This window comes from Kitasatospora sp. DSM 101779, assembly GCF_025655475.1.
Lineage (GTDB): Bacteria > Actinomycetota > Actinomycetes > Streptomycetales > Streptomycetaceae > Kitasatospora.
Genome location: NZ_JAHTIK010000001.1, coordinates 4,598,587 through 4,617,702 on the forward strand (window position 1 = coordinate 4,598,587; position 19,116 = coordinate 4,617,702).

Below are 19,116 nucleotides of genomic sequence, written 5' to 3' on the forward strand. Positions count from 1 at the left end.
GCCGACAGCGGGCACCGAATTGTCCGGCCGCCCCGTACGGGTGCCTCGCGGCGTGAGGGTGACGCGGGGTCAGTCGGCGTGTCCGGCCGCGGCCGGGACGGGCAGGTCGGCGGCGTGTGCGTCCCCGGCTGCGGAGGGGGCCGCGGCGCGCAGCCGGCGGGCGCCGGTGGCGGCGATCAGCAGCGCGGCGGCCGCAGCGGCGGCCGGGACGAGGTAGCCGGTTCCGTCGGGGAGGCGCTGGGCGACCGCGCCGCCGAGCGCCGAGCCGGCGGAGAGGCCGACCAGGATCGCCGAGACCGCCGCCGCCATCGCCTCGTTCAGCCGGCCCGCCGGCACGAGCTGCTGGACGAGCGTCATCCCGCTCACCATGGTCGGCGCGGTGCCCGAACCCGCCAGGAAGAGGGCCGCCGCCAGCAGCGCCGGCCCCGCGCCGGAGAGCCCGGCCGCCGCGGGCAGCAGCATCAGGCCGGCCATCGCCGCGACCTCGCCGAGCAGCCGGGCGACCGGGCCCCGGCGCGGCCGCAGCAGGCCGAACACCAGCCCCGACACGCACGACCCGGCCGCCACCAGACCCAGCAGCAGCCCGGCCAGCGAGCCGTGCCCGGTCGCATCGGTGTACGCGATGGTGGTGACCTCCATCGAGCCGAAGACCACCCCGGTGGCGAGGAACATCGGCAGCAGCACCCGGAGGCTGCCGCGGCCGCCCGCCGGCCGGCCGGTCCCGCCTGTCCGGCCGGCACCGGGAGCGCCCGTCGCCGGGGCGGGCGGCGGCTCGGTGCCGCGCTGCGCGGCGAGCAGCAGAACGCCGGTCGCGCAGAGCACGGCCGAGGTGAGCAGTCCGGCCTCCGGGGTGAGCGCCCGGCACAGCAGGACGGCCAGCACCGGGCCGAGCATGAAGCAGAGCTCGTCCAGCGCCTGCTCCAGGGAGTTGGCGAGGTGGCGGCCGGCCTCGTCGCCGCGCAGCAGGTGCGCCCAGCGCGCCCGGACCATCCCGCCGACGTTCGGCGCCGTCGAGCAGGCCGCCCAGCAGAGGAACAGCGTCCAGTCGGGTGCGCCGGAGCGGACGCAGAACAGCAGCCCCGCCATCGGCACCGCGCCCACCAGGACGGCGGGCACCGCGACCCGCGCCTGCCCGTACCGGTCGACCAGGCGGCCCAGCAGCGGCAGTACGACGGCGAGGGCGACCAGCCCGGCGGCGGAGACGGCACCGGCCAGCGCGTAGGAGCCGCGCCGCTCCGCGATCAGGACGACGGCGGACACTCCGCTCATCGACATGGAGAGCCGGGCCGGCAGCCCGGCGAGGGTGAAGGCGAGCGCCCCGGGCAGGGCGAGGATGCGGCGGTACGAGGCGAACACGGGGCTCCATGTCGAGGATCGGCGGTAGCACCAGCCTCACCGCCGACCGGGCCGCCGGTCCAACACCTGTTCGGCCCGATTCACGCAACTGCGTTGTCAATCGCCGGGCGGTTGCCTACGCTGCCGTGATCATGCCCCAGGACCTGCACCCCCGCCTGCTGCGCGGCTTCGTCGCGACCGCCGAGACCCTGCACTTCGGTCGGGCGGCGGCCCTGCTGCACCTCGCCCAACAGGCGCTCAGCCGGGACGTCCGCACGCTGGAACGGCAGTTGGGAGTGGTGCTGTTCCACCGCACCACGCGCAGCGTCCAGCTCACCCCGGCCGGGGAGGCCCTGCTGCCGCAGGCCCGCCGCCTGCTGGCCCTGCACGACGAGATCGTCTCCGCCGTCCGGGCCAGACCGCTGCTGGTCGACCTCGGCAACGACGTGGATGGCTCCGACCTGACGCCCGACCGACTGCTCGCCGCGGCCCGGGCGGCCGTGCCGGAGGCCGAGCTGCTCGCCCGGTTCCACGGCGGACTGGCCGCCGCGGCAGCGGAGCTGCTCGCGCACCGGCTGGACGTGGCCTTCGGCCGGCAGGCCGGTCTGCCCGCCCGGGTGCGCTCCGGGCTCGCGCACGTCCCCGTCCGGTTGGAGCCGATGGCGGTCTTCCTCCCGGCCGACCACCCGCTGGCGGCGCGGGCGGCCGTCCCGCTCGCGGCCCTGGCGGGCCACCCCGTGGACGTCCTGGCGGGCAATCCGGCGACCACCGAGTGGACGGACCTGGGGCTCCAACTGCTCGCCGCCCACGGCCTGACGGCGGCACCCGGGCACGCCCCGCCGGTCGGCGTGCCGGAGCTCGCTCGCTACCTCGCGCGGCACCGCGAGCCGGTGCTGACCACCGTCGGCGGTCCCGAAGTGCCGGGCTGCGTCACCCGGCCGCTGGTCGACCCGGTGCCGCTCAGCCTGGTGGGCCTGGTGCACCGGCCCGGCCTGCGCCACCCCGGGCTGACCGCCCTGCTCACGGCGGCCGCGGACCTGGGACGCCGCGAGGGCTGGCTGCGCCGCCCGCCGGGCAGCTGGCTGCCGGCGGCGGACGCCGCCCTGCTGCCCGGGGCGGGGTGACCCGCCCGCCCCGGCGGCGATGCGTCCGGCTACTTGTCCGCGATCAGGGTGCCGGCGGCGCCCCAGCTGTCGGCCGGGACCTCGTGGATCCACACCTGGACGGTCTCGGCCGGGATCTCGTACGCCTCGACGAAGGCGTCGGTGATCTTCTTGACGAGCTCGCGCTTCAGCTCGACGGTGCGCGGGCCCTGCTGCACGGTGACGATCGGCACGGTTCTCTCCTCGGTCCTCGGCCGTCCGGTGCGGCTCCTCCGCCCGGTCCGGCCTCCTGGGACGAGTCCACACCCGGAGACGGGGCGCGACCCAGACCCGATCGGCTCCGGCAGCGATCACGAACCCTGATCGTTGCAGGTCAGAGCCGGTTCTTCGAGGGTTCGGCCGATCGTGTCGGCTCCTGGCGGCAGGCGGCGAGCAGCAGCCGGGGCAGCGGTGTGCCGCGCCGGACGGCGAGTGCGGTCGGCAGCGCGAGGCGGGGAGTGCGCAGCGGGCGGAAGGCCACCCGGCCCGACACCGTCCTGCGGGCGTTCTCCGTGTAGACCACCGTCCAGGTGGCCGGGCCCGATCCGATGGCGGCGAGGGTGTCCTGCAGGGTGCCGGAGGCCGGGCCGGGGACGGGCTCGAAGCCGGCCCCGCGGCAGGCGTCCGTCACCAGGTCGACCAGGGCGGGGTGGTTGCGCCGCTCGGTGAGCCGCAGCGGGAGCCCGGCGAGGTCGGCGAGGTCGATCGCGTCCTGCGCCGCGAGCGGGTGCCGGGCGGGCAGGGCGATCGTCAGCTCGTCCTCCCAGAGGGGGAGGTGGCGCAGTTCCCCGTCCTGCCCGGGCGGGATGCCGCGGACGAAGGCGGCGTCGAGCCGGCCGTCGGCGAGCCGGGCCAGCCGTTCGGCGGCGGGAAGGGCGCAGAGTTCCACCTCGACCCCGGGGGCGTGCCGCTCGTAGGCGTCGAGGATGCGGTCGAGCCGGGCGCCGAGGCCGGTGACCGTGCCGAGGCGGAGGCGGTCCGGGGTGGTGAGCGAGGCGGCGAGCGCGCGGGCGGACCGTTCGGCGTCCAGGACGGCGCGGGCCGCGGGCAGGAAGCGTTCGCCGCTCGGGGTGAGCCGGACGTGGCGGGGCGAACGGTCGAACAGCTCGACCTTCAACTCCCGTTCCAGCCGCCGGACCTGCTGACTGACGGCGGGCTGGCCGAGCAGCAGGCGCTCGGCCGCCCGGCCGAAGTGCAGTTCCTCGGCGACGGCGACGAAGCAGTGCAACTGCCGCAGTTCCATGGTCGTCCCCCCCCACTCGACCTGCGACTGTAGCCGAACGGGGATCGCCCGGGCCGGGCCCGGGCACGGCGGCGCCCCCGCCGTCGACGTCGGCGGGGGCGTGGCCGGGTGCTGCGAACCGTCCGGCCGTCAGGCGGACTTGACGGCGGAGATGTCGAAGGTGAGCTTGACCTTCTCGCCGATCAGCACACCACCGGTCTCCAGCGCGGCGTTGTAGGTCAGGCCCCACTCGGTGCGGTCGACGGTGGTACGGCCCTCGAAGCCGATCCGGGCGGCGCCGTACGGGTCGGTGGCGTGGCCGGTGTAGTCGAGGTCGAGGACGACCGGCTTGGTGACGTCCTTGATGGTGAGGTCGCCGGTCATCCGGTACGTGTCCTCGCCGATCCGCTCGGCGGAGGTGGAGGTGAACCGGATCTCCGGGTAGGTCTCGGCGGCGAAGAAGTCACCGGTGCGCAGGTGCTCGTCGCGCTGGGCCTGGCTGGTGTCCACGCTGGCGACCCTGATGACCAGCTCGGCGGAGGAGTTGCCGGGCTCGGCGCCGTCCAGCTTGAGCTTGCCGTCGTACTCGGTGAACTCACCGCGGACGTTGGTGACCATCGCGTGGCGGACGGCGAAGCCGATCCGGCTGTGCGCGGGGTCGATGGCCCACTCGCCGCTGAGGTGGCCCAGGTCCGGGCCGTTGACGGCGGCGGCCGGGGTGGTGGCGACGGCGGTGGCGGTCTCGTTGCGGCGGCTGAAGATGCCCATGACTTCCTCCTCTGGTGCGAAGCCATATTGTTTAGGCTTCAACTTGTTGGCTCCACCATAACCCCATCTGGTTCAAAGTTCAACCACCGGTTTCGTCCCGATTTCGCCCGACCGGAGAACGGCGGCGCGGCGGCCCCCGGAGAGCCGGAAACCGCCCCGCCGGATGTGGACCGCCGTACAGGCCACGGCTCGATCCGAACTGTCGTGACAGCCGCCGCCCCCGGACCGTGCAGTTTCTCCCCGGCCTTCGGCCGGGAGGTGCCCCCGCGCGCACCCGACTCGACCACCCCTGCGCCTTGGGAGGCGGCTCCCAGGCGCCGGCCAGGTCCACCAGCTCGAAGGCCGTCCGGCCGTCGATCGTCTCCCGGATGATGTCCGCGTGGCCGGCGTGCCGTCCCTGCTCCTGGATCAGGTGCAGCAGCATCCAGCGCGCCGTCCGCCGGCCGTTCGGCGGGAACCACGGCGCCTATGGCAGCGCGAAGTCCGCCTCCAGGTCCGGCAGCGACCGGACGGCCTTCTCGGTCTCCGCCGCCACCCGCTTGAACTCCGCCAGCCAGAACTCCACCGTCTCGCCCTCGCCCAAGCGGTACTCCTCCGCCCAGCCCTTCGGGCCCTCCTCGGCGCGCCCCATCAGCGGGTCGATCCAGTACCGCTCGGTGCGGGCCGCGTGCCGCACCAGCACCGCCAGCGAGAGGTGCTCACCGTCGGCGCGGCCGCCGCCAGCTCCTCGGTCAGCCCGAGGGCGGCACGGCGCAGACCGCCGCGCTGCGCGTCCAGGAAGGACGGCAGGGCGCCGCGCTCGTCGGTCTCCGCGTTCACCAGGGTCGGCATGCCGGCCCCCTCTCGTCGCCTCGCCCGCCTCGCCGGCTTCGGTACCACCGACGCTATCGACAGCTGCGGACACCTTCCGTCCTCAATGGCGGGGCCGGGCCGCCCGGTTAGGGTGAACCGATCGGCCCACGGAAGGTTCACCCATGGACGCGCTGCACGCCCTCTGGCAGGACGGCGGCCGGCTCGCCCTCTGGGCCGAGAGCGGAGCCGCCTACCGCGACCGGCCGACCCGCACCGCCCCCGGGCCCGGGGGCGGCCCCGCCGCACACCCCTATGCCTTCCCCGCCGCCGCCACCGCCCGACTGCTCGCCGGCCTCGGTCCCGGCCCCGGCTGGCTCGCCGCCCAAGCGGCCGAACGCTGGACCACCCTGCATCTGCCCTCGCTCGGCGGCGCCCCCGCCGCCTCGCCGCAACTGCCGGCGGGCACCCGCCCGCAGGGCGCCGCCCCCACCCCCTGGCGGGTGCCCGTCCTCGTCCTCGAAGGCCCGCACACCGCCCAACTGCTCGGCGCCCTCTTCGACCCGCACCGCGCCACCGCCCACTGTCAGCCCGACGACGGCCCGGCCACCGAGATCGCGTACGGCTCCTCGCTGCGCTGGCTCACCGCCGTGCACGACCTCGCCTGGCGGATGGTCGGCCGCGGCCGCGTCCTGCCCGCACTGCGCGAGGCCGACGGCACCCCGTACGCCTGCTGGCGGCCCGCACCCGACGCGGAGGACCGCGCCGAGGCCGCCGCCCTCGCCACCGGCTGCCCCCGGGTCTGCCTCGCCACCGACCCGGCCGCCGCGGCCGGCCGCCGCCGCGCCGACACCCTGCTCGCCGACGCGCTCGACACCCTCACCGACCTGGAGGCCCGGGCCGCCCTCGCCGACCTCCCGACCCCACCCGGCGACGACCCCTGGCTGACCGCGCTGCACGCCCCCGACGGCCGCCTCGACACAGTCCCCGACGGCCTCGCCGAACGCCTCGCCGCCTGGCACGCCCGCGTCCCCGCCGACCCCGCCGTCCGCCTGGTGCTGCGCCTCGTCGAACCGCTCGGCCCCACCGAGGAGGAACCCGAGGGCCGCCCGGACGACGACTGGCGGATCGACCTGCTGCTCCGGGCCGCCGACCGGCCGTCGCTGCTCGTCCCCGCCGCCGACCTGTGGACAGAGGGCCCCGGCCACGCCGCACTCGCCCGCACCGTCCCGCAGCCCGCGGCCGCACTCGCCGCCGAACTCGACCGGGCCGCCCTGCTCTACCCCGCCCTGCGCGCCACCGCCCGCGAGATCCGGCCCACCGGCCTCGCCCTCGACCGGGCCGGCGCGCTCGCCTTCCTCCGCGACGCCGCGCCCGAACTCGACCGCGCCGGATTCGGCATCCTGCTGCCCGCCTGGTGGCAGCGCCGCCCCCGGCTCGGACTCACCCTCACCGCCCGCACCGCCACCCCCGGCGCCGTCGACCGGCCCGCCCGCATCGACCGCGACGACCTGCTCGCCTTCCGCTGGCAGGCCGCCCTCGGCGACACCCCCCTCACCGAGGGCGAACTCGCCGAACTCGCCGCCGCCCAACAAGGGCTCGTCCGACTCCGCGGCCGCTGGACGGAGGTCGACACCGCCCAGATCCGCGCCGCCCACGCCTTCCTCACCCGGCACGCCACCGGCACCATGGACCGCGCCGACCTGCTCAGGCTCGCCCTCGACGACACCGCGCACATCGCCGGCCTCCCCGTCACCGCCGTCCACGCCGACGGACCGATCGGCGACCTGCTCGCCGGCCGGGCCGGTTCCGGCCCCGCCCGCACCTCCGACGAGGCCGCCCCACCCGGTTTCCACGGCGAACTCCGGCCCTACCAGCGGCGGGGCACCGCCTGGCTGCACGCACTCGGCCGGCTGGGCCTCGGCGCCGTCCTCGCCGACGACATGGGACTCGGCAAGACCGTGCAGACCCTCGCCCTGCTCGCCCGCGAGCACGCCGAGGGCGCCACCGGACCCATCCTGCTGGTCTGCCCGACCTCCATGGTCGGCACCTGGCAGCGGGAGGCGGCCCGCTTCACCCCCGGCCTGCGCGTCCGGCTCCACCACGGCCCCGACCGCGGCACCGCGCGCGCCGCCGCGGCCACCGCCGACCTGGTCGTCACCAGCTACGACACCGTCCGGCGCGATGCCGCCGACCTCGGCAGCGTCCGCTGGCGGCGGATCGTCGCCGACGAGGCCCAGGCCGTCAAGAACACCGCCACCGACCGCTCCCGCGCCCTGCGTTCGCTGCCCTCCGGACCGCGGATCGCCCTCACCGGCACCCCCGTGGAGAACCGGCTCGCCGAACTCCACGCCGTCCTCGACTTCGCCAACCCGGGACTCTTCGGCAGCGCCGAGTCCTTCCGCGAGCGCTTCGCCGTCCCCGTCGAGCAGAACGCCAACCCGGCCGCCGCCGAACGGCTGCGCCGGCTCGCCGGGCCGTTCCTGCTGCGCAGGGTCAAGAGCGACCCCGCGATCGCCCTCGACCTGCCCGCCAAGCAGGAGTTCACCGTCCCGTGCGGGCTCACCGCCGAACAGGCCGGCCTCTACCGGGCCGTGGTCGACGACCTGCTGCAGCGCCTCGACGGCGTCCGCGGCGTCGAGCGCAAGGGTGCGGTGCTCTCCGCCCTCGGCCGGCTCAAGCAGGTCTGCAACCACCCCGCCCAACTCGTCCGCGACCGCGGCCCGTTGGCCGGCCGCTCGGGCAAGATCGACCGGCTGGAGGAGATCCTCGCCGCGGCCCTCGCCGGTGGCGAGCGCACCCTCGTCTTCAGCCAGTACACCGAGTTCACCGCCCGGCTCCGCCCCCACCTCGCCGAGCGGCTCGGCACCGAGGTCCTCCACCTGCACGGCGGCACGCCCCGCGCCGAGCGCGAGCGGCTCGTCCGGCGCTTCCAGGAGCCGGACGGGCCGGGGGTGTTCCTGCTCTCGCTGCGGGCCGGCGGCACCGGACTCACCCTCACCGCCGCCAACCAGGTCGTCCACCTCGACCGGTGGTGGAACCCGGCCGTCGAGGACCAGGCCACCGACCGCGTCCACCGGATCGGCCAGCGCCGCGGCGTCCAGGTCCGGCGGCTGGTCTGCACCGGCACCGTCGAGGAACGGATCGCCGACCTCATCGAGGCCAAGCGCACCCTGGCCGACACCGTCGTCGGAGAGGGAGAGCAGTGGCTCACCGAACTCTCCTCCGACGCCCTGCGCGACCTGCTCACCCTCTCCGCCGACGCCATCGGAGCCTGACCGCCATGACCGACGAGCAGCCCGCCCGACGTCCCCCCGGCGCCACGGCCGGACCCGACCGCGCTTTCTGGGACGGCGACTTCACCCTCCGCGCGGACGGCGACGACCGGCCGGCGGCCCCCGCCCTGGACCCGCTCGGCCCGTCCGGCCGCACCGTTCGCGGCCGCGACCTCGCCGACCTCCTCGCCCCCGCCTACCGGCGGTTCACCGGCGCCGACTGACCGCACCCGCACCCACGCACGCCCCGATGTCACGTTTCCGGGCGCCGCGCCGTCCACCCTCCGACACCATCGCGAGACCCAGGAGGCACCGGCCATGACCCGCATACCGCTCACCCCGCCCCGCACCCTGCTCAACCGCATCGGCGCCTGGTACTCCCGCCGGACGTACGGCAAGGTCCTCGACCCGGGACTCGCCCTCGGCCACAACGGCCGGGTCCTGATGTCGTTCGTCCGGATGGAGCGCGGCGTCGCCCGGTGGAACGCCCTCGACCCCGGCCTCAAGCACCTCGCCGTCATGGCCGCAGCCGCCAGGATCAACTGCTCCTGGTGCCTGGACTTCGGCCACTGGGCGGCGGACGGACTCGGCCTGCCGCTCGACAGGATCGCCCTGGTGCCGCAGTGGCGCGAGCACACCGAGGTGTTCACCGAACTCGAACAGCAGGTGATGGCCTACGCCGAGGCGATGACCGAGACCGAACCCGCCGTCACCGACGAACTCGCCGCCGCCCTGCTCGCCCGGCTCGGCGAGGCCGCCTTCGTCGAACTCACCGTCATGGCCGCGCTGGAGAACTTCCGCTCCCGCATCAACAGCGCCTTCGGCCTGACCAGCCAGGGCTTCTCCACGGCCTGCGCCGTCCCGGCCCCGGCCGCCTAGGCGGGCCGCGCTCCGCCGCGTCCGGTCGGCGCGGTGCGGCGGAAAACCCGCTGCGCGGCCGGACGGCCGGCTGACAGGGTTGGCCGATGACCGAACTGCGCCAGATCCGGGCCGACTTCGACGAGCGCACCATCGTCGTCTACCAGGCGTACGGGCCGGCGATCGCCGGCCCGGCCGTCGCCGCCGGGCGGTTCGTCGAGCCGTTCTCCCGCGGTCGGATGACCTGGATCAAGCCCTCCTTCCGCTGGCTGATGCACCGCAGCAACTGGGCCCGCAAGCCGGGCCAGGAACGGGTGCTGGCCGTCCGGATCACCCGCGAGGGCTGGGAGCGCGCGCTGGCCGCGGCCGCCCCGACCACCGGGGACCCGGATGCGCTCGCCCGGGCCGCCGTGCACGTCCAGTGGGACCCGGAGCGGTCCGCCGCCGGTGCCGCGCTCAACCACTACAGCATCCAGATCGGGGTGGGCCGCGCCATGATCGGCGCCTTTGTCGACGAGTGGATCGTCTCGGTCACCGACCTCACCCCGCAGGTGCACCGGATCGCCGGGCTCATCCGGGCGGGGCGCAACGCCCAGGCCGTCAGGCTGCTGCCGCCCGAACGCCCCTACCCGCTGGCCCCCGAACTGGCCCGCAGCCTCGGGATCGCGCCGCGCCGCTGACGGCCGCACGCCGGGCCCGGATCATCGGGTGCGGATTCTCAGATGCGGGGTCTCACGTGCGGGGTCTCAGTCGCGGGTACTCGGGCGCGGGTTCTCGGGTGAGGGGCGGTCGGCGCCGGTGACCGCGCGGAAGTCTGCCACGAAGCGGCCCAGCAGACGGGCCAGGTCGGCGCGGTCCTGCGGGCTCCAGCCCGCCGTGGTCTCGGCCACCACCCCGCGGCGGAAGGCGTGCACCCGGTCGAGCAGCGCCCGGCCGTCCGCGGTGAGCCGCAGCAGTGAACGGCGGCCGTCCGCCTGGTCGGCCTCGCGACGAAGCAGCCCGGCGGCCAGCGCCTGGGCCGCCAGCCGACTGGCCCGCGGCTGGTCCACACCGAGCGCGGCGGCTGCCTCGGTGACGGTGAGCGCCGAGGCGTCCTCCACCGCGTCCAGCAGCTCGACCACGCCGTCGGGCGGGGTGGTCGCGGCGCCGACGGCGGCCGGTCCCGTCCGACGGGCGGCCAGTCGTGCGAGCGTCCGCCGGGACCGGCTGCGCCGGAGCGCCACCAGCGACCGGGCGATCTCGGCGACGTCGGCCGCCTGCGGTGCGGCGGCCTGCGGGGCCCCGGGAACGTCCTTGCGGTCCATCGCCGTCCAGGTCCATAGTAGAGAACAATTACATGTGACTCTACATGGATATGGGGGAGCTGCCATGGAGACCGACCCGACCCGCCGCCCCATCGGCTACTGGCTCAAGCACCTTCATGACCTCCTCGAGGACGGCTTCGCCGCCGACCTCGCCGACCTGGGCGTCGACCGGCGCCAGTGGCAGGCCCTGCACACCCTGGCCGGCGGCCCGCTCGCGCCGGACGGCCTCGCCGCCGCCCTGGCCCCGTTCTGGCCCGACGCACGGGCCGGTGTCGACAGCCTGCTGCACGGCCCCGCCGGCCTGGTGGCGCGCGGCTGGGCAGAACCCGCGGGCGGCGGTGCGGTCCGCCTCACCGACGCCGGCCACGACCTCCACGGCGTGGTCGAGACAAGGGTCGCGGAGCTGCGGACCGCCGTCCTCGCCGGGCTGACCCGTGATCAGTACGCCGAGACCGTGGGCGTACTCGCCGTCATGGCGGACAACCTCGAGCGCCGCGCCGGACGCTCCGGATGACCGCCGGCCACAGCAGCTCCGACGGCTTCGACGGCTCGGGCGGCCACAGCGGCTCCGGCGGCCACGGTGACAAGAACCTTGCCGGGCGCGGGCTCGCCCCGGACGGAACCATCGCCCGCGAGGGGTCCCTCGACCGCGTCCCGACGGTGTTCCGGGCGCTCGTCGAGACCACTCGTACCCGGATCGCCGCGCTCTTCGGACCCGACCGGCTGCACAGCGCCTACCTCTACGGCAGCATCCCGCGCGGGACGGCCGTCCCCGGGGTCTCCGACCTCGACCTGCTGCTCGCCCTGCGGCGGGAGCCCACCGCGGTCGACCGCACCGATGCGGAGGCCCTCGGAGCCGGCCTCGACCGGGACTTCCCGGTGGTCGACGGCGCCGGGGTGCTCGTCTTCGGTGCCGACGCCCTGCTCAGCCCGCTGGAACGGCACGACCTGGGCTTCTTCGTCGCCTGCCTCTGTACGCCGTTGATCGGGGACGACCTGGCCGTCCGGCTGCCCCGCTACCGGCCCGGCCGGGTGCTCGCCCGCGAGACCAATGGCGACCTGGCGCTCGCCCTGCCCTGCTGGCGGGAACGGATCGCCGCGGCCGCCGGGGACGACGACCGCCGTCGGCTCGTCCGGGGGATCTCCCGCAGGCTGGTCCGGACGGGCTTCACCCTGGTCATGCCGGACTGGAACGGCTGGACGAGCGACCTCGCCCGGTCCGCCGAGATCTTCGCCGCCCGCTACCCCGCCCGCGCCGAACACATGCGGCTGGCCGCTGTCGCCGCCCGCACCCCCACCCCCGACCCCGCCGTGCTGACCCTCCTCGTCACCGATCTGGCCCCCTGGCTCGCCGCCGAGTACACCGCCGTCCACGGTCGCAAGGCGCCCCGCCCCTGATGCGCCGCCCGCGTGCTCTTGTGCCCCCTGCCCGGGCGTACGGGCGGACGGGCGGCGTACGGACGACGCGATTGCTGCAGTTAGCAGCGTGCTTGCAATTGCAAGCAGCGCTGTGCATGCTGGTGGCATGGCCTCACTGAACGTCGGCTCGCTCGGCGAGTACATCCGCGAGCAGCGGCGGAACGCACAGTTCTCGCTGCGGCAGCTGGCCGAGGCTGCCGGGGTGTCCAACCCCTACCTCAGCCAGATCGAGCGCGGGCTGCGCAAGCCGAGTGCGGAGATCCTCCAGCAGATCGCCAAGGCGCTGCGGATCTCGGCCGAGACGCTCTACGTGCAGGCCGGAATCCTGGAGGAGCGGCGCGAGGAAGGACTCGAACTCCGCGTCGCGATCCTCGCCGACCCCCTGATCAACGAGCGGCAGAAGCAGGCCCTGCTCGCCGTCTACGACGCCTTCCTCAAGGAGAACCGCGAGAGCGGACCCGCTCCCGACGCGTCTCCTGCCGCAGAGGACTGACCCGCCGTCGGGACGAAGGCGCCCCGACCGCGGCAACCGCACGAGACCACCGCACGCACCAGCAACGCCCGGGAGGACCGGCCATGCCGATCACCGACGACATCAAGAAGACCCTCAGCGACCCGACCCCGCTCTACGCCCTCGCCGGCGCCGGCGACCTCGCGTACGAGAAGCTCCGCGAAGTTCCCGGCAAGGTCGAGGCGCTCGCCGCCGACCGCAAGGCCGCCCAGGAGAAGGCCGCCGCCCGGCTGCAGGAGGCGCAGAGCCTGCTGGTCGAGGCCCAGGGCAAGGTCACCGAGGCCGTCACCGCGCTGCCGGCCGAGCTCAAGGACCTGAAGGAGCTCCAGGAGAAGGCCCAGACCTTCGCCCTGCAGCAGGTCGGCCGCGCCGCCGAGTTCGCGGTCAAGGCCAAGGAGGCCTACGACGAGCTGGCCGAGCGGGGCAAGGCCGTCGTCGAGAAGAACCGCGGAGGCTCCGCCGAGCCCGCCGGCGAGGTGGCCGCCGAGGCCGAGGTGACCGAGGTCGCCCTCGACGCCGAGCCGGCCCAGGTCGAGCCCGCCGAGGAGAGCACCCAGAACGGGGCGGCCGCGTCGGCCTCCACCGCCAAGAAGGCCACCCGGGCCCGCAAGTCCACCGGCAAGTAACGCCCGGTCCGCCGTCCCGGGCACGCCCGGGCGGTTCGGATCGTTGTCCCCGACGCGGGGCGTCCGCCGTGCCACCATGGGCGGAGGAGCCGAGGCCGCAGTGAGGAGTCCGCAGTGTTCCACATCCTGCTCTTCGACGTGCTCAACCCCTTCTGGTGGTTGTCCGTCGCGATCATCGGCTTCAAGCTGTTCGCCTTCGTGGACGCGGCGATCCGCCGCGAGGACGCCTACCGGGCCGCGGACAAGAAGACCAAGGGCTTCTGGCTGATCGTCCTGGGGCTCGCGCTCGGTCTCGACCTGCTCCTCGGTGCCAACGTCCTCGGCAACTTCCTCACCCTGATCGGCCTGGTCGCGGCCATCGTGTACGTCGTCGACGTGCGGCCCGCGATCAAGCAGCTCACCGACGGCCGGGGCGGCGGCCGCCGGAACATCGGCCCGTACGGGCCCTGGTAGGAGCATCCGTCCGACGACGCTCCGTCCGACGACACGCCGAGAGGGCGGCACCCCCGCGGGGGTGCCGCCCTCTCGGCGTCCGTGGCTCAGCCCATCAGGGCGGGCACCGGATTGCGCTCGAGCAGCAGCACGGCGACGTCGTCCGTCAGCGAGCCGCCGTTCAGCTCCTCGACCTCGGCGAGCGCACTGTCGACCAGCCGGCCCCGGGTGAGCCCGGTCGCGTGGTGGTCGGCGATCAGCTCGATCAGACCGTCCTGGCCGAGGCGGCGCGACCCGGCCCCGACCCGGCCCTCGACCAGGCCGTCGGTGTAGAGCAGCAGGCTCCACCCGGGCTGCAGGTCCAGCTCGACTGCGGGCCAGGCGGCCAGCCCGTCGTCGCACGGCAGCAGGCCGAGCGCCGGACCGGCCTGGTCGGCCGGCAGCAGCCGCGGCGGCCCCTCGGGGCCCAGCAGCAGCGGCGCCGGGTGGCCGGCCAGGAACAGTCGTGCCGTCTCGACCGGCAGGCCGTCGGCCGTGCCGCTCGGGGCCGTGCCGTCGGCCGGTGCGGCGTCGGTGGCCCCCGGGCCGGGGACGAGCACCAGCATGCACAGCGTGGCGAAGATCTCGTCGCTGCGCCGCTCGTGCTCCAGGACGTGCTGCAGGGTGGTGAGCAGCTCCTGCCCGGTGAGCCCGGCGAAGACCAAGGTCCGCCACGCTATCCGCAGGGCCACGCCGAGCGCGGCCTCGTCCGGCCCGTGCCCGCAGACGTCGCCGATGACCACGTGCACCGTGCCGTCGTCGGTGCGGACGGCGTCGTAGAAGTCGCCGCCGAGCAGTGCCCGGCGGCGGCCGGGCCGGTAGCGGCGGGTGAAGGCCAGCCCGGCCCCGTCGAGCAGCGGGGTCGGCAGCAGGTGCCGCTGCAGGCGGGCGTTCTCCTGGCCGCGGAGCTCCGCCTCGACCAGCCGGCGCTGCGACTCGTCCGCCCGCTTGCGCTCGACCGCGTACCGCAGGGCGCGAGCCAGCAGCGGGCCGTCCGTCTCGCGCTTGACCAGGAAGTCCTGGGCACCGGCGGCCACCGCCGCGGCACCGAGCTCGGCGCCGGCCGCGTCGGTGAGGACGACCAGCGCGACGTGCGGGGCGCGGCGGCGCAGCTCGCGCAGCCCGTCCAGCCCGTCGGACGGGAAGTGCTCGTCGACGGCGTGCCCGCCGTGCGGGCCGTGGGCCGGGGCGGCGAGGTCGAGCAGCACGCAGTTGAAGTCGACCGGGCGGGAACGGTTGCGACGGACGGCCATCGGGACGGGGGCCAGCAGCGCGGCGGCCTCCTCGATGCCCTCGGCGCGGTGCAGCTCGACCCGGGCGCCGCTCTCGGCGACCAGCGACTCGATCAGGCTGAGGTCCTCGGTGTCGCCGTCCGCGATGACCAGCAGCCGGTACGGCGCCTGGTCGGACGGCTCGCCCCGCTCGGGCGAGGTCGTCCGCGGATGCGGTATCGGTGCGGGCTCGCGGGCCCCCTCGGGATGGGCCGACCTGCCGGGGGCGCCGGTGTCCGCGGCCCCCTTGGCGCGCTGGGCGACCGGTCGGCCGGCGGCGGTGCGCCCGGCCGCGGCGGTGGTGGGCGTGCTCGTTCCGGTGCCCGCGCGGCGCGCGGTTTCGGCGGCATCGGCGGTGCCGAACCTGGCAGCGGCAGCGGATGCCCGCCCGTCTCCCGTTGCGGGCATTGGTCGATCCTTCCTTTCCCCGACTGCCCAACGGCTGACGTCCGTGCGCAGTGCCCGCCTGGCACCGCGGGTCGAGGAGCTTCTCGCGACCATAACGTGATCTCCGGGGATTTCTCTGACTGGCGGCCGCTGCTGTGGTTATTGCCACGCTGTCGGCGGCGTTCGCGGTTACCGTGAGGGCCCTGCGAAGGGGGGACTGACAGGAGGTCGGTGGTGGTGACGCAGATCACGCTTGTGCAGGGTGACATCACGGATCAGCAGGTGGACGTGGTGGTGAACGCCGCGAACTCGTCGCTGCTGGGTGGCGGCGGGGTGGACGGCGCGATCCACCGCAGGGGCGGTCCGGACATCCTGGCGGACTGCCGTCGGTTGCGGGCCTCGCACTACGGCAAGGGGTTGCCGACCGGCCGGGCCGTCGCGACGACGGCCGGGCGGCTGCCGGCCCGGTGGGTGGTGCACACCGTGGGGCCGGTGTTCCTGGCGGAGGATCGGGCGGAACGGGCTGGGCTGCTGGCCTCCTGCTATCGGGAGTCGCTCAGGGTGGCGGTGGAGCTGGGGGCGCGCTCGGTGGCGTTCCCGGCGATCTCGGCCGGGATCTACGGGTGGCCGCTGGACGACGCGGCGCGGATCGCCCTCACGACGGTCGCGGACGAGGTGGCAGGGGGCGGGGCCGGCGAGGTGGCCGAAGTGCGCTTCGTGCTGTTCGGGGCCGAGGTGTACGGAGTGTTCGAGCAGGTATGGCGCGCGTTGGAGTCGGAGGGCTGAGCGGCCGACCCGTCCGCAGCGGCGCCGGTCTCGCGGGTGTTCGGGGATGGGTGGGTCGTCGCGTGCAGGTCGTCGCGTGCGGGCGGTCGCGTGCGGGTGGTCGCTTGTTTGCGGGTCGTCGCGTGGCGGTCGTGGTGCGTGACGCAGAGGAACTGACGGCGCCTCACGTGGCGGTCGGCAGTTCGTGCGATCGATTCCATGGTGACGTGACGAGCCGTCAACACGCCAGAGGAATTCGATAACTCGTTCGAGTGAATCCGCCGCTCCGCACAGCCGAGCCGTTCCGCAGGCGCGCGCCGGTGCGGCCGGGCCGACCGGTCAGGGCGCCAGGGCGGACCAGGCCACGGTGACCTCCCCGTGCCGCCACCTGCGGGTGTCCACCAGCGGCCAGTCCTGCGCCAGCGCCGTGCAGGCAGCCGTCCAGCGCTGCCGGGCACCGAAGGCGGCGTACGGCGCGGCCGCGGCCCAGGCCCGGTCGAACTCGGCGAGGAAGGCGTGCACCGGCCGCCCCGGCACGTTGTGGTGGATCAGCGCCTTCGGCAGCCGTTCGGCCAGGTCGGAAGGGGTCTGCAGATCGGCGAGCCGGGCCGCGAAGGTGACCGTGCGGGGCCCCTCCGGTCCGAGCGCCACCCACACGTGGCGGCGGCCGATCTCGTCGCAGGTGCCCTCGACCAGCAAGCCGTCCGGGGCCAGCCGGCCGCAGAGCCGCTCCCAGACCGCGGCGACCGACTCCTCCTCGTACTGCCGCAGCACGTTGGCGGCCCGGACGAGGTGCGCCGAGGCGCCGTCCAGCGGCACCTCGAAGCCGCCGCGGCGGAAGGTGAGCAGCGGCGGGTCCGCGTACGGCAGGGCGGCCGCCACCCGGGCCGGCTCGATCTCGACGCCGACCACCCGGATGTCCGGCCGGCCGGCGCGCAGCCTGGCGGCCAGTTCGACGGCCGTCCACGGGGCCGCCCCGTAGCCGAGGTCCACCGCGATCGGCGGGTGCTGGGCCGCGCGCAGCGTCCGGGCCATGGTGTGGACGATCCAGCGGTCCATCCGGCGCAGCCGGTTGGTGTTGGTGGTGCCCCGGGTCACCGTTCCGACCGGGCGGGTAGAACGCGGCCCGCGGGCGGGGGAGGGGTCGAAGGCGGCCATGCCCGCAGCGTACGCGGCGGCCGGGCGGGGGCGGTCGGGTGTCCGGCGGACCGCTGCTTTCCCCGACCGTCGGGCCGGGACGGCTGTGCCCCGGCCCGCCGCTGCCCGCCCCCGGGGGGGGCCGTGATCTCACCGGTGATCCGGGAATACCCGCCGCCGGTGCGCTGGTTGGCACACTGGACGTCTGTCCGCCCGGAACGTTCGGTTCCGGGCGGCCGCGCGTCGGACGCGGGCCGCCGCGGCCGGGCGACCGCCCGCCGGGGCCCCGCGCCCCTGCCCGCACGACCGGATGCACCATCGACCGGGGAGCACGAGGAGGCTTCAGCCAGGTGACGCAGCACCCCGTACGCGCGGCCCGCCGCGAGCGGCTCGCGCAGCTGGGCACGGGCCCGGCGCAGGCCGCCGGCACCGCCCCGTCGGCCCGCCGCGGCCGCCTCCAGGCGCTGATCAGCGGGCGTCCGCGGCGCCCGAGGCGGATCGCGATGCTGAGCGTCCACACCTCGCCGCTGCACCAGCCGGGCACCGGCGACGCCGGCGGCATGAACGTCTACATCGTGGAGCTCGCCAAGCGCCTCGCCGAGCTGGACATCGAGGTCGAGGTGTTCACCCGGGCGATCGCCTCCGACGACGCCCCGACGGTGCAGCTCGCCCCCGGCGTGCTCGTACGGCACGTCACCGCCGGGCCGTACGAGGGCCTGGTCAAGGAGGACCTGCCGGCCCAGCTCTGCGCCTTCACCCACGGGGTGCTGCGCACCGAGGCCGGCCACCGGCCCGGCCACTACGACCTGGTGCACTCGCACTACTGGCTGTCCGGGCAGGTCGGCTGGCTGGCCGCCGAGCGCTGGGGCGTGCCGCTGGTGCACACCATGCACACCATGGCGAAGGTCAAGAACGCCGCGCTGGCCGAGGGGGACACCCCCGAGCCGGCCGCCCGGGTGATCGGCGAGACGCAGGTGGTCCAGGCCGCGGACCGGCTGATCGCCAACACCGCCGAGGAGGCGGCCGAGCTCTCGCACCACTACGACGCCCGCGGCGAACAGCTCGCGGTCGTCCACCCCGGCGTCAACCTGGACGTCTTCCGTCCCGGCAGCCGGTCGGCCGCCCGCGCCGCCCTCGGGCTGCCGCAGGACGCCGCGGTGCTGCTGTTCGCCGGCCGGATACAGCCGCTCAAGGCACCCGATGTGCTGCTCCGGGCGGTCGCCGTACTGCTGGCCCGGCGGCCCGAGCTGCGCGAGCGGCTGGTCGTCCCGGTGGTCGGCGGGCCGTCCGGCACCGGCCTCGCGAGGCCGGAGAGCCTGCACAAGCTCGCCGCCCAGCTCGGCATCTCGGACGTCGTCCGCTTCCACCCGCCGGTGGGCCAGGCACGGCTCGCCGAGTGGTACCGCGCCGCCACCGCCCTGGTGATGCCCTCCTACAGCGAGTCCTTCGGCCTGGTCGCCCTGGAGGCGCAGGCATGCGGCACCCCGGTGGTCGCTGCGGCGGTCGGCGGCCTGCCCGTCGCCGTCCGGGACGGCGTCACCGGCACCCTGGTGCACGGCCACGACCCCGCCCGGTGGGCGGCGGCGCTGGAGCCGTACGCCAGCGGTCCCGCGCTGGTGCGCGAGCGCGGGACGGCGGCGGCCCGGCACGCGGCGGGATTCGGCTGGGACGCCGCGGCGGCCGCCACCGCCGAGGTCTACGCCCAGGCCATGGCCCACCCGGCCGGGGGACTCCGGCTCGCCTGAGCCGTCGCACGGGGCGCCCGTCGCCCCGTGCCCCGCCGGTCGGCCCCGCGCCCCTGCTGGGTGCGGGGCAGTACCGCCGAGTAGCGTCAGC

The 19,116-nt window shown here is 75.5% G+C and carries 19 protein-coding genes and 1 pseudogene; 12 read left to right on the forward strand and 8 right to left on the reverse strand.

Annotated elements, in window-relative coordinates; genetic code table 11:
- Positions 1–69 precede the first annotated feature (69 nt).
- On the reverse strand, positions 70–1,356 hold the full coding sequence (locus KSNIM_RS20955; protein WP_263104731.1) for an MFS transporter: 1,287 nt from the start codon (positions 1,354–1,356) through the stop codon (positions 70–72).
- A 131-nt stretch (positions 1,357–1,487) separates the two neighbouring features.
- Between KSNIM_RS20955 and KSNIM_RS20960 the strand changes: the two genes are divergently transcribed.
- Positions 1,488–2,459, forward strand: coding sequence for a LysR family transcriptional regulator (locus tag KSNIM_RS20960; RefSeq protein WP_317634041.1), 972 nt, complete (start codon positions 1,488–1,490; stop codon positions 2,457–2,459).
- A gap of 29 nt (positions 2,460–2,488) precedes the next feature.
- Here the strand turns inward: KSNIM_RS20960 and dmpI are convergent, their stop codons facing one another.
- From dmpI to KSNIM_RS20980, 4 genes and pseudogenes are all read right to left on the reverse strand, one after another.
- Entirely contained in the window at positions 2,489–2,785 is a 297-nt protein-coding gene (gene dmpI / locus KSNIM_RS20965; protein WP_317634112.1) for a 4-oxalocrotonate tautomerase DmpI, read from the reverse strand.
- A gap of 26 nt (positions 2,786–2,811) precedes the next feature.
- Positions 2,812–3,720 carry a LysR family transcriptional regulator gene (locus tag KSNIM_RS20970; protein WP_263104732.1) on the reverse strand — a complete coding sequence of 303 codons (909 nt, stop codon included), beginning with the start codon at positions 3,718–3,720 and terminating at the stop codon, positions 2,812–2,814.
- Positions 3,721–3,849: 129 nt separating this feature from the next.
- Positions 3,850–4,467 (reverse strand): YceI family protein, encoded by a 618-nt coding sequence (locus tag KSNIM_RS20975; protein ID WP_263104733.1) that lies wholly within the window; start codon positions 4,465–4,467, stop codon positions 3,850–3,852.
- Positions 4,468–4,786: 319 nt separating this feature from the next.
- Positions 4,787–5,298: pseudogene (locus KSNIM_RS20980) on the reverse strand (DinB family protein); the annotation flags it as partial.
- A 143-nt stretch (positions 5,299–5,441) separates the two neighbouring features.
- On the opposite strand from KSNIM_RS20980, the gene KSNIM_RS20985 reads away from it, so the two are divergent.
- The 4 genes from KSNIM_RS20985 (at position 5,442) to KSNIM_RS21000 (ending at position 10,069) form a co-directional block, all read left to right on the forward strand.
- Positions 5,442–8,534: a DEAD/DEAH box helicase gene (locus KSNIM_RS20985; RefSeq protein WP_263104734.1), complete on the forward strand. Its 3,093-nt coding sequence runs from the start codon at positions 5,442–5,444 to the stop codon at positions 8,532–8,534.
- 5 nt (positions 8,535–8,539) lie between these two features.
- Positions 8,540–8,755 carry a hypothetical protein gene (locus KSNIM_RS20990; protein ID WP_263104735.1) on the forward strand — a complete coding sequence of 72 codons (216 nt, stop codon included), beginning with the start codon at positions 8,540–8,542 and terminating at the stop codon, positions 8,753–8,755.
- 94 nt (positions 8,756–8,849) lie between these two features.
- Positions 8,850–9,410: a carboxymuconolactone decarboxylase family protein gene (locus tag KSNIM_RS20995; protein WP_263104736.1), complete on the forward strand. Its 561-nt coding sequence runs from the start codon at positions 8,850–8,852 to the stop codon at positions 9,408–9,410.
- Positions 9,411–9,496: 86 nt separating this feature from the next.
- On the forward strand, positions 9,497–10,069 hold the full coding sequence (locus KSNIM_RS21000; protein WP_263104737.1) for a DUF4291 domain-containing protein: 573 nt from the start codon (positions 9,497–9,499) through the stop codon (positions 10,067–10,069).
- 66 nt (positions 10,070–10,135) lie between these two features.
- On the opposite strand, the gene KSNIM_RS21005 is transcribed toward KSNIM_RS21000, so the two are convergent.
- A complete protein-coding gene (locus tag KSNIM_RS21005; RefSeq protein ID WP_263104738.1) occupies positions 10,136–10,693 on the reverse strand; it encodes a MarR family winged helix-turn-helix transcriptional regulator in 558 nt (185 codons plus the stop codon).
- A gap of 64 nt (positions 10,694–10,757) precedes the next feature.
- Between KSNIM_RS21005 and KSNIM_RS21010 the strand changes: the two genes are divergently transcribed.
- From KSNIM_RS21010 to KSNIM_RS21030, 5 genes are all read left to right on the forward strand, one after another.
- Positions 10,758–11,207, forward strand: a complete 450-nt coding sequence (locus KSNIM_RS21010) for a MarR family transcriptional regulator (RefSeq protein WP_263104739.1) — start codon at positions 10,758–10,760, stop codon at positions 11,205–11,207.
- Positions 11,204–12,091 carry a nucleotidyltransferase gene (locus KSNIM_RS21015; RefSeq protein ID WP_263104740.1) on the forward strand — a complete coding sequence of 296 codons (888 nt, stop codon included), beginning with the start codon at positions 11,204–11,206 and terminating at the stop codon, positions 12,089–12,091. Before KSNIM_RS21010 ends, KSNIM_RS21015 begins: the two co-directional genes overlap by 4 nt.
- 127 nt (positions 12,092–12,218) lie before the next feature.
- Complete coding sequence (locus KSNIM_RS21020; protein ID WP_263104741.1) at positions 12,219–12,605, forward strand: helix-turn-helix domain-containing protein; 387 nt, start codon at positions 12,219–12,221, stop codon at positions 12,603–12,605.
- Between the two features lie 83 nt (positions 12,606–12,688).
- Positions 12,689–13,249, forward strand: coding sequence for a hypothetical protein (locus KSNIM_RS21025; RefSeq protein WP_263104742.1), 561 nt, complete (start codon positions 12,689–12,691; stop codon positions 13,247–13,249).
- A 123-nt stretch (positions 13,250–13,372) separates the two neighbouring features.
- Positions 13,373–13,702, forward strand: a complete 330-nt coding sequence (locus KSNIM_RS21030) for a DUF2516 family protein (RefSeq protein ID WP_411543877.1) — start codon at positions 13,373–13,375, stop codon at positions 13,700–13,702.
- Positions 13,703–13,788: 86 nt separating this feature from the next.
- On the opposite strand, the gene KSNIM_RS21035 is transcribed toward KSNIM_RS21030, so the two are convergent.
- A complete protein-coding gene (locus KSNIM_RS21035; RefSeq protein WP_263104744.1) occupies positions 13,789–15,399 on the reverse strand; it encodes a PP2C family protein-serine/threonine phosphatase in 1,611 nt (536 codons plus the stop codon).
- Positions 15,400–15,615: 216 nt separating this feature from the next.
- Here KSNIM_RS21035 and KSNIM_RS21040 point away from each other — a divergent pair, with 216 nt between their 5' ends.
- Positions 15,616–16,164, forward strand: a complete 549-nt coding sequence (locus KSNIM_RS21040; RefSeq protein ID WP_263108046.1) for an O-acetyl-ADP-ribose deacetylase — start codon at positions 15,616–15,618, stop codon at positions 16,162–16,164.
- Positions 16,165–16,482: 318 nt separating this feature from the next.
- On the opposite strand, the gene KSNIM_RS21045 is transcribed toward KSNIM_RS21040, so the two are convergent.
- Positions 16,483–17,301 (reverse strand): class I SAM-dependent methyltransferase, encoded by an 819-nt coding sequence (locus KSNIM_RS21045; protein ID WP_263104745.1) that lies wholly within the window; start codon positions 17,299–17,301, stop codon positions 16,483–16,485.
- A gap of 443 nt (positions 17,302–17,744) precedes the next feature.
- Here KSNIM_RS21045 and mshA point away from each other — a divergent pair, with 443 nt between their 5' ends.
- Positions 17,745–19,025 (forward strand): D-inositol-3-phosphate glycosyltransferase, encoded by a 1,281-nt coding sequence (gene mshA, locus KSNIM_RS21050; RefSeq protein ID WP_263108047.1) that lies wholly within the window; start codon positions 17,745–17,747, stop codon positions 19,023–19,025.
- Positions 19,026–19,116: the final 91 nt, after the last annotated feature.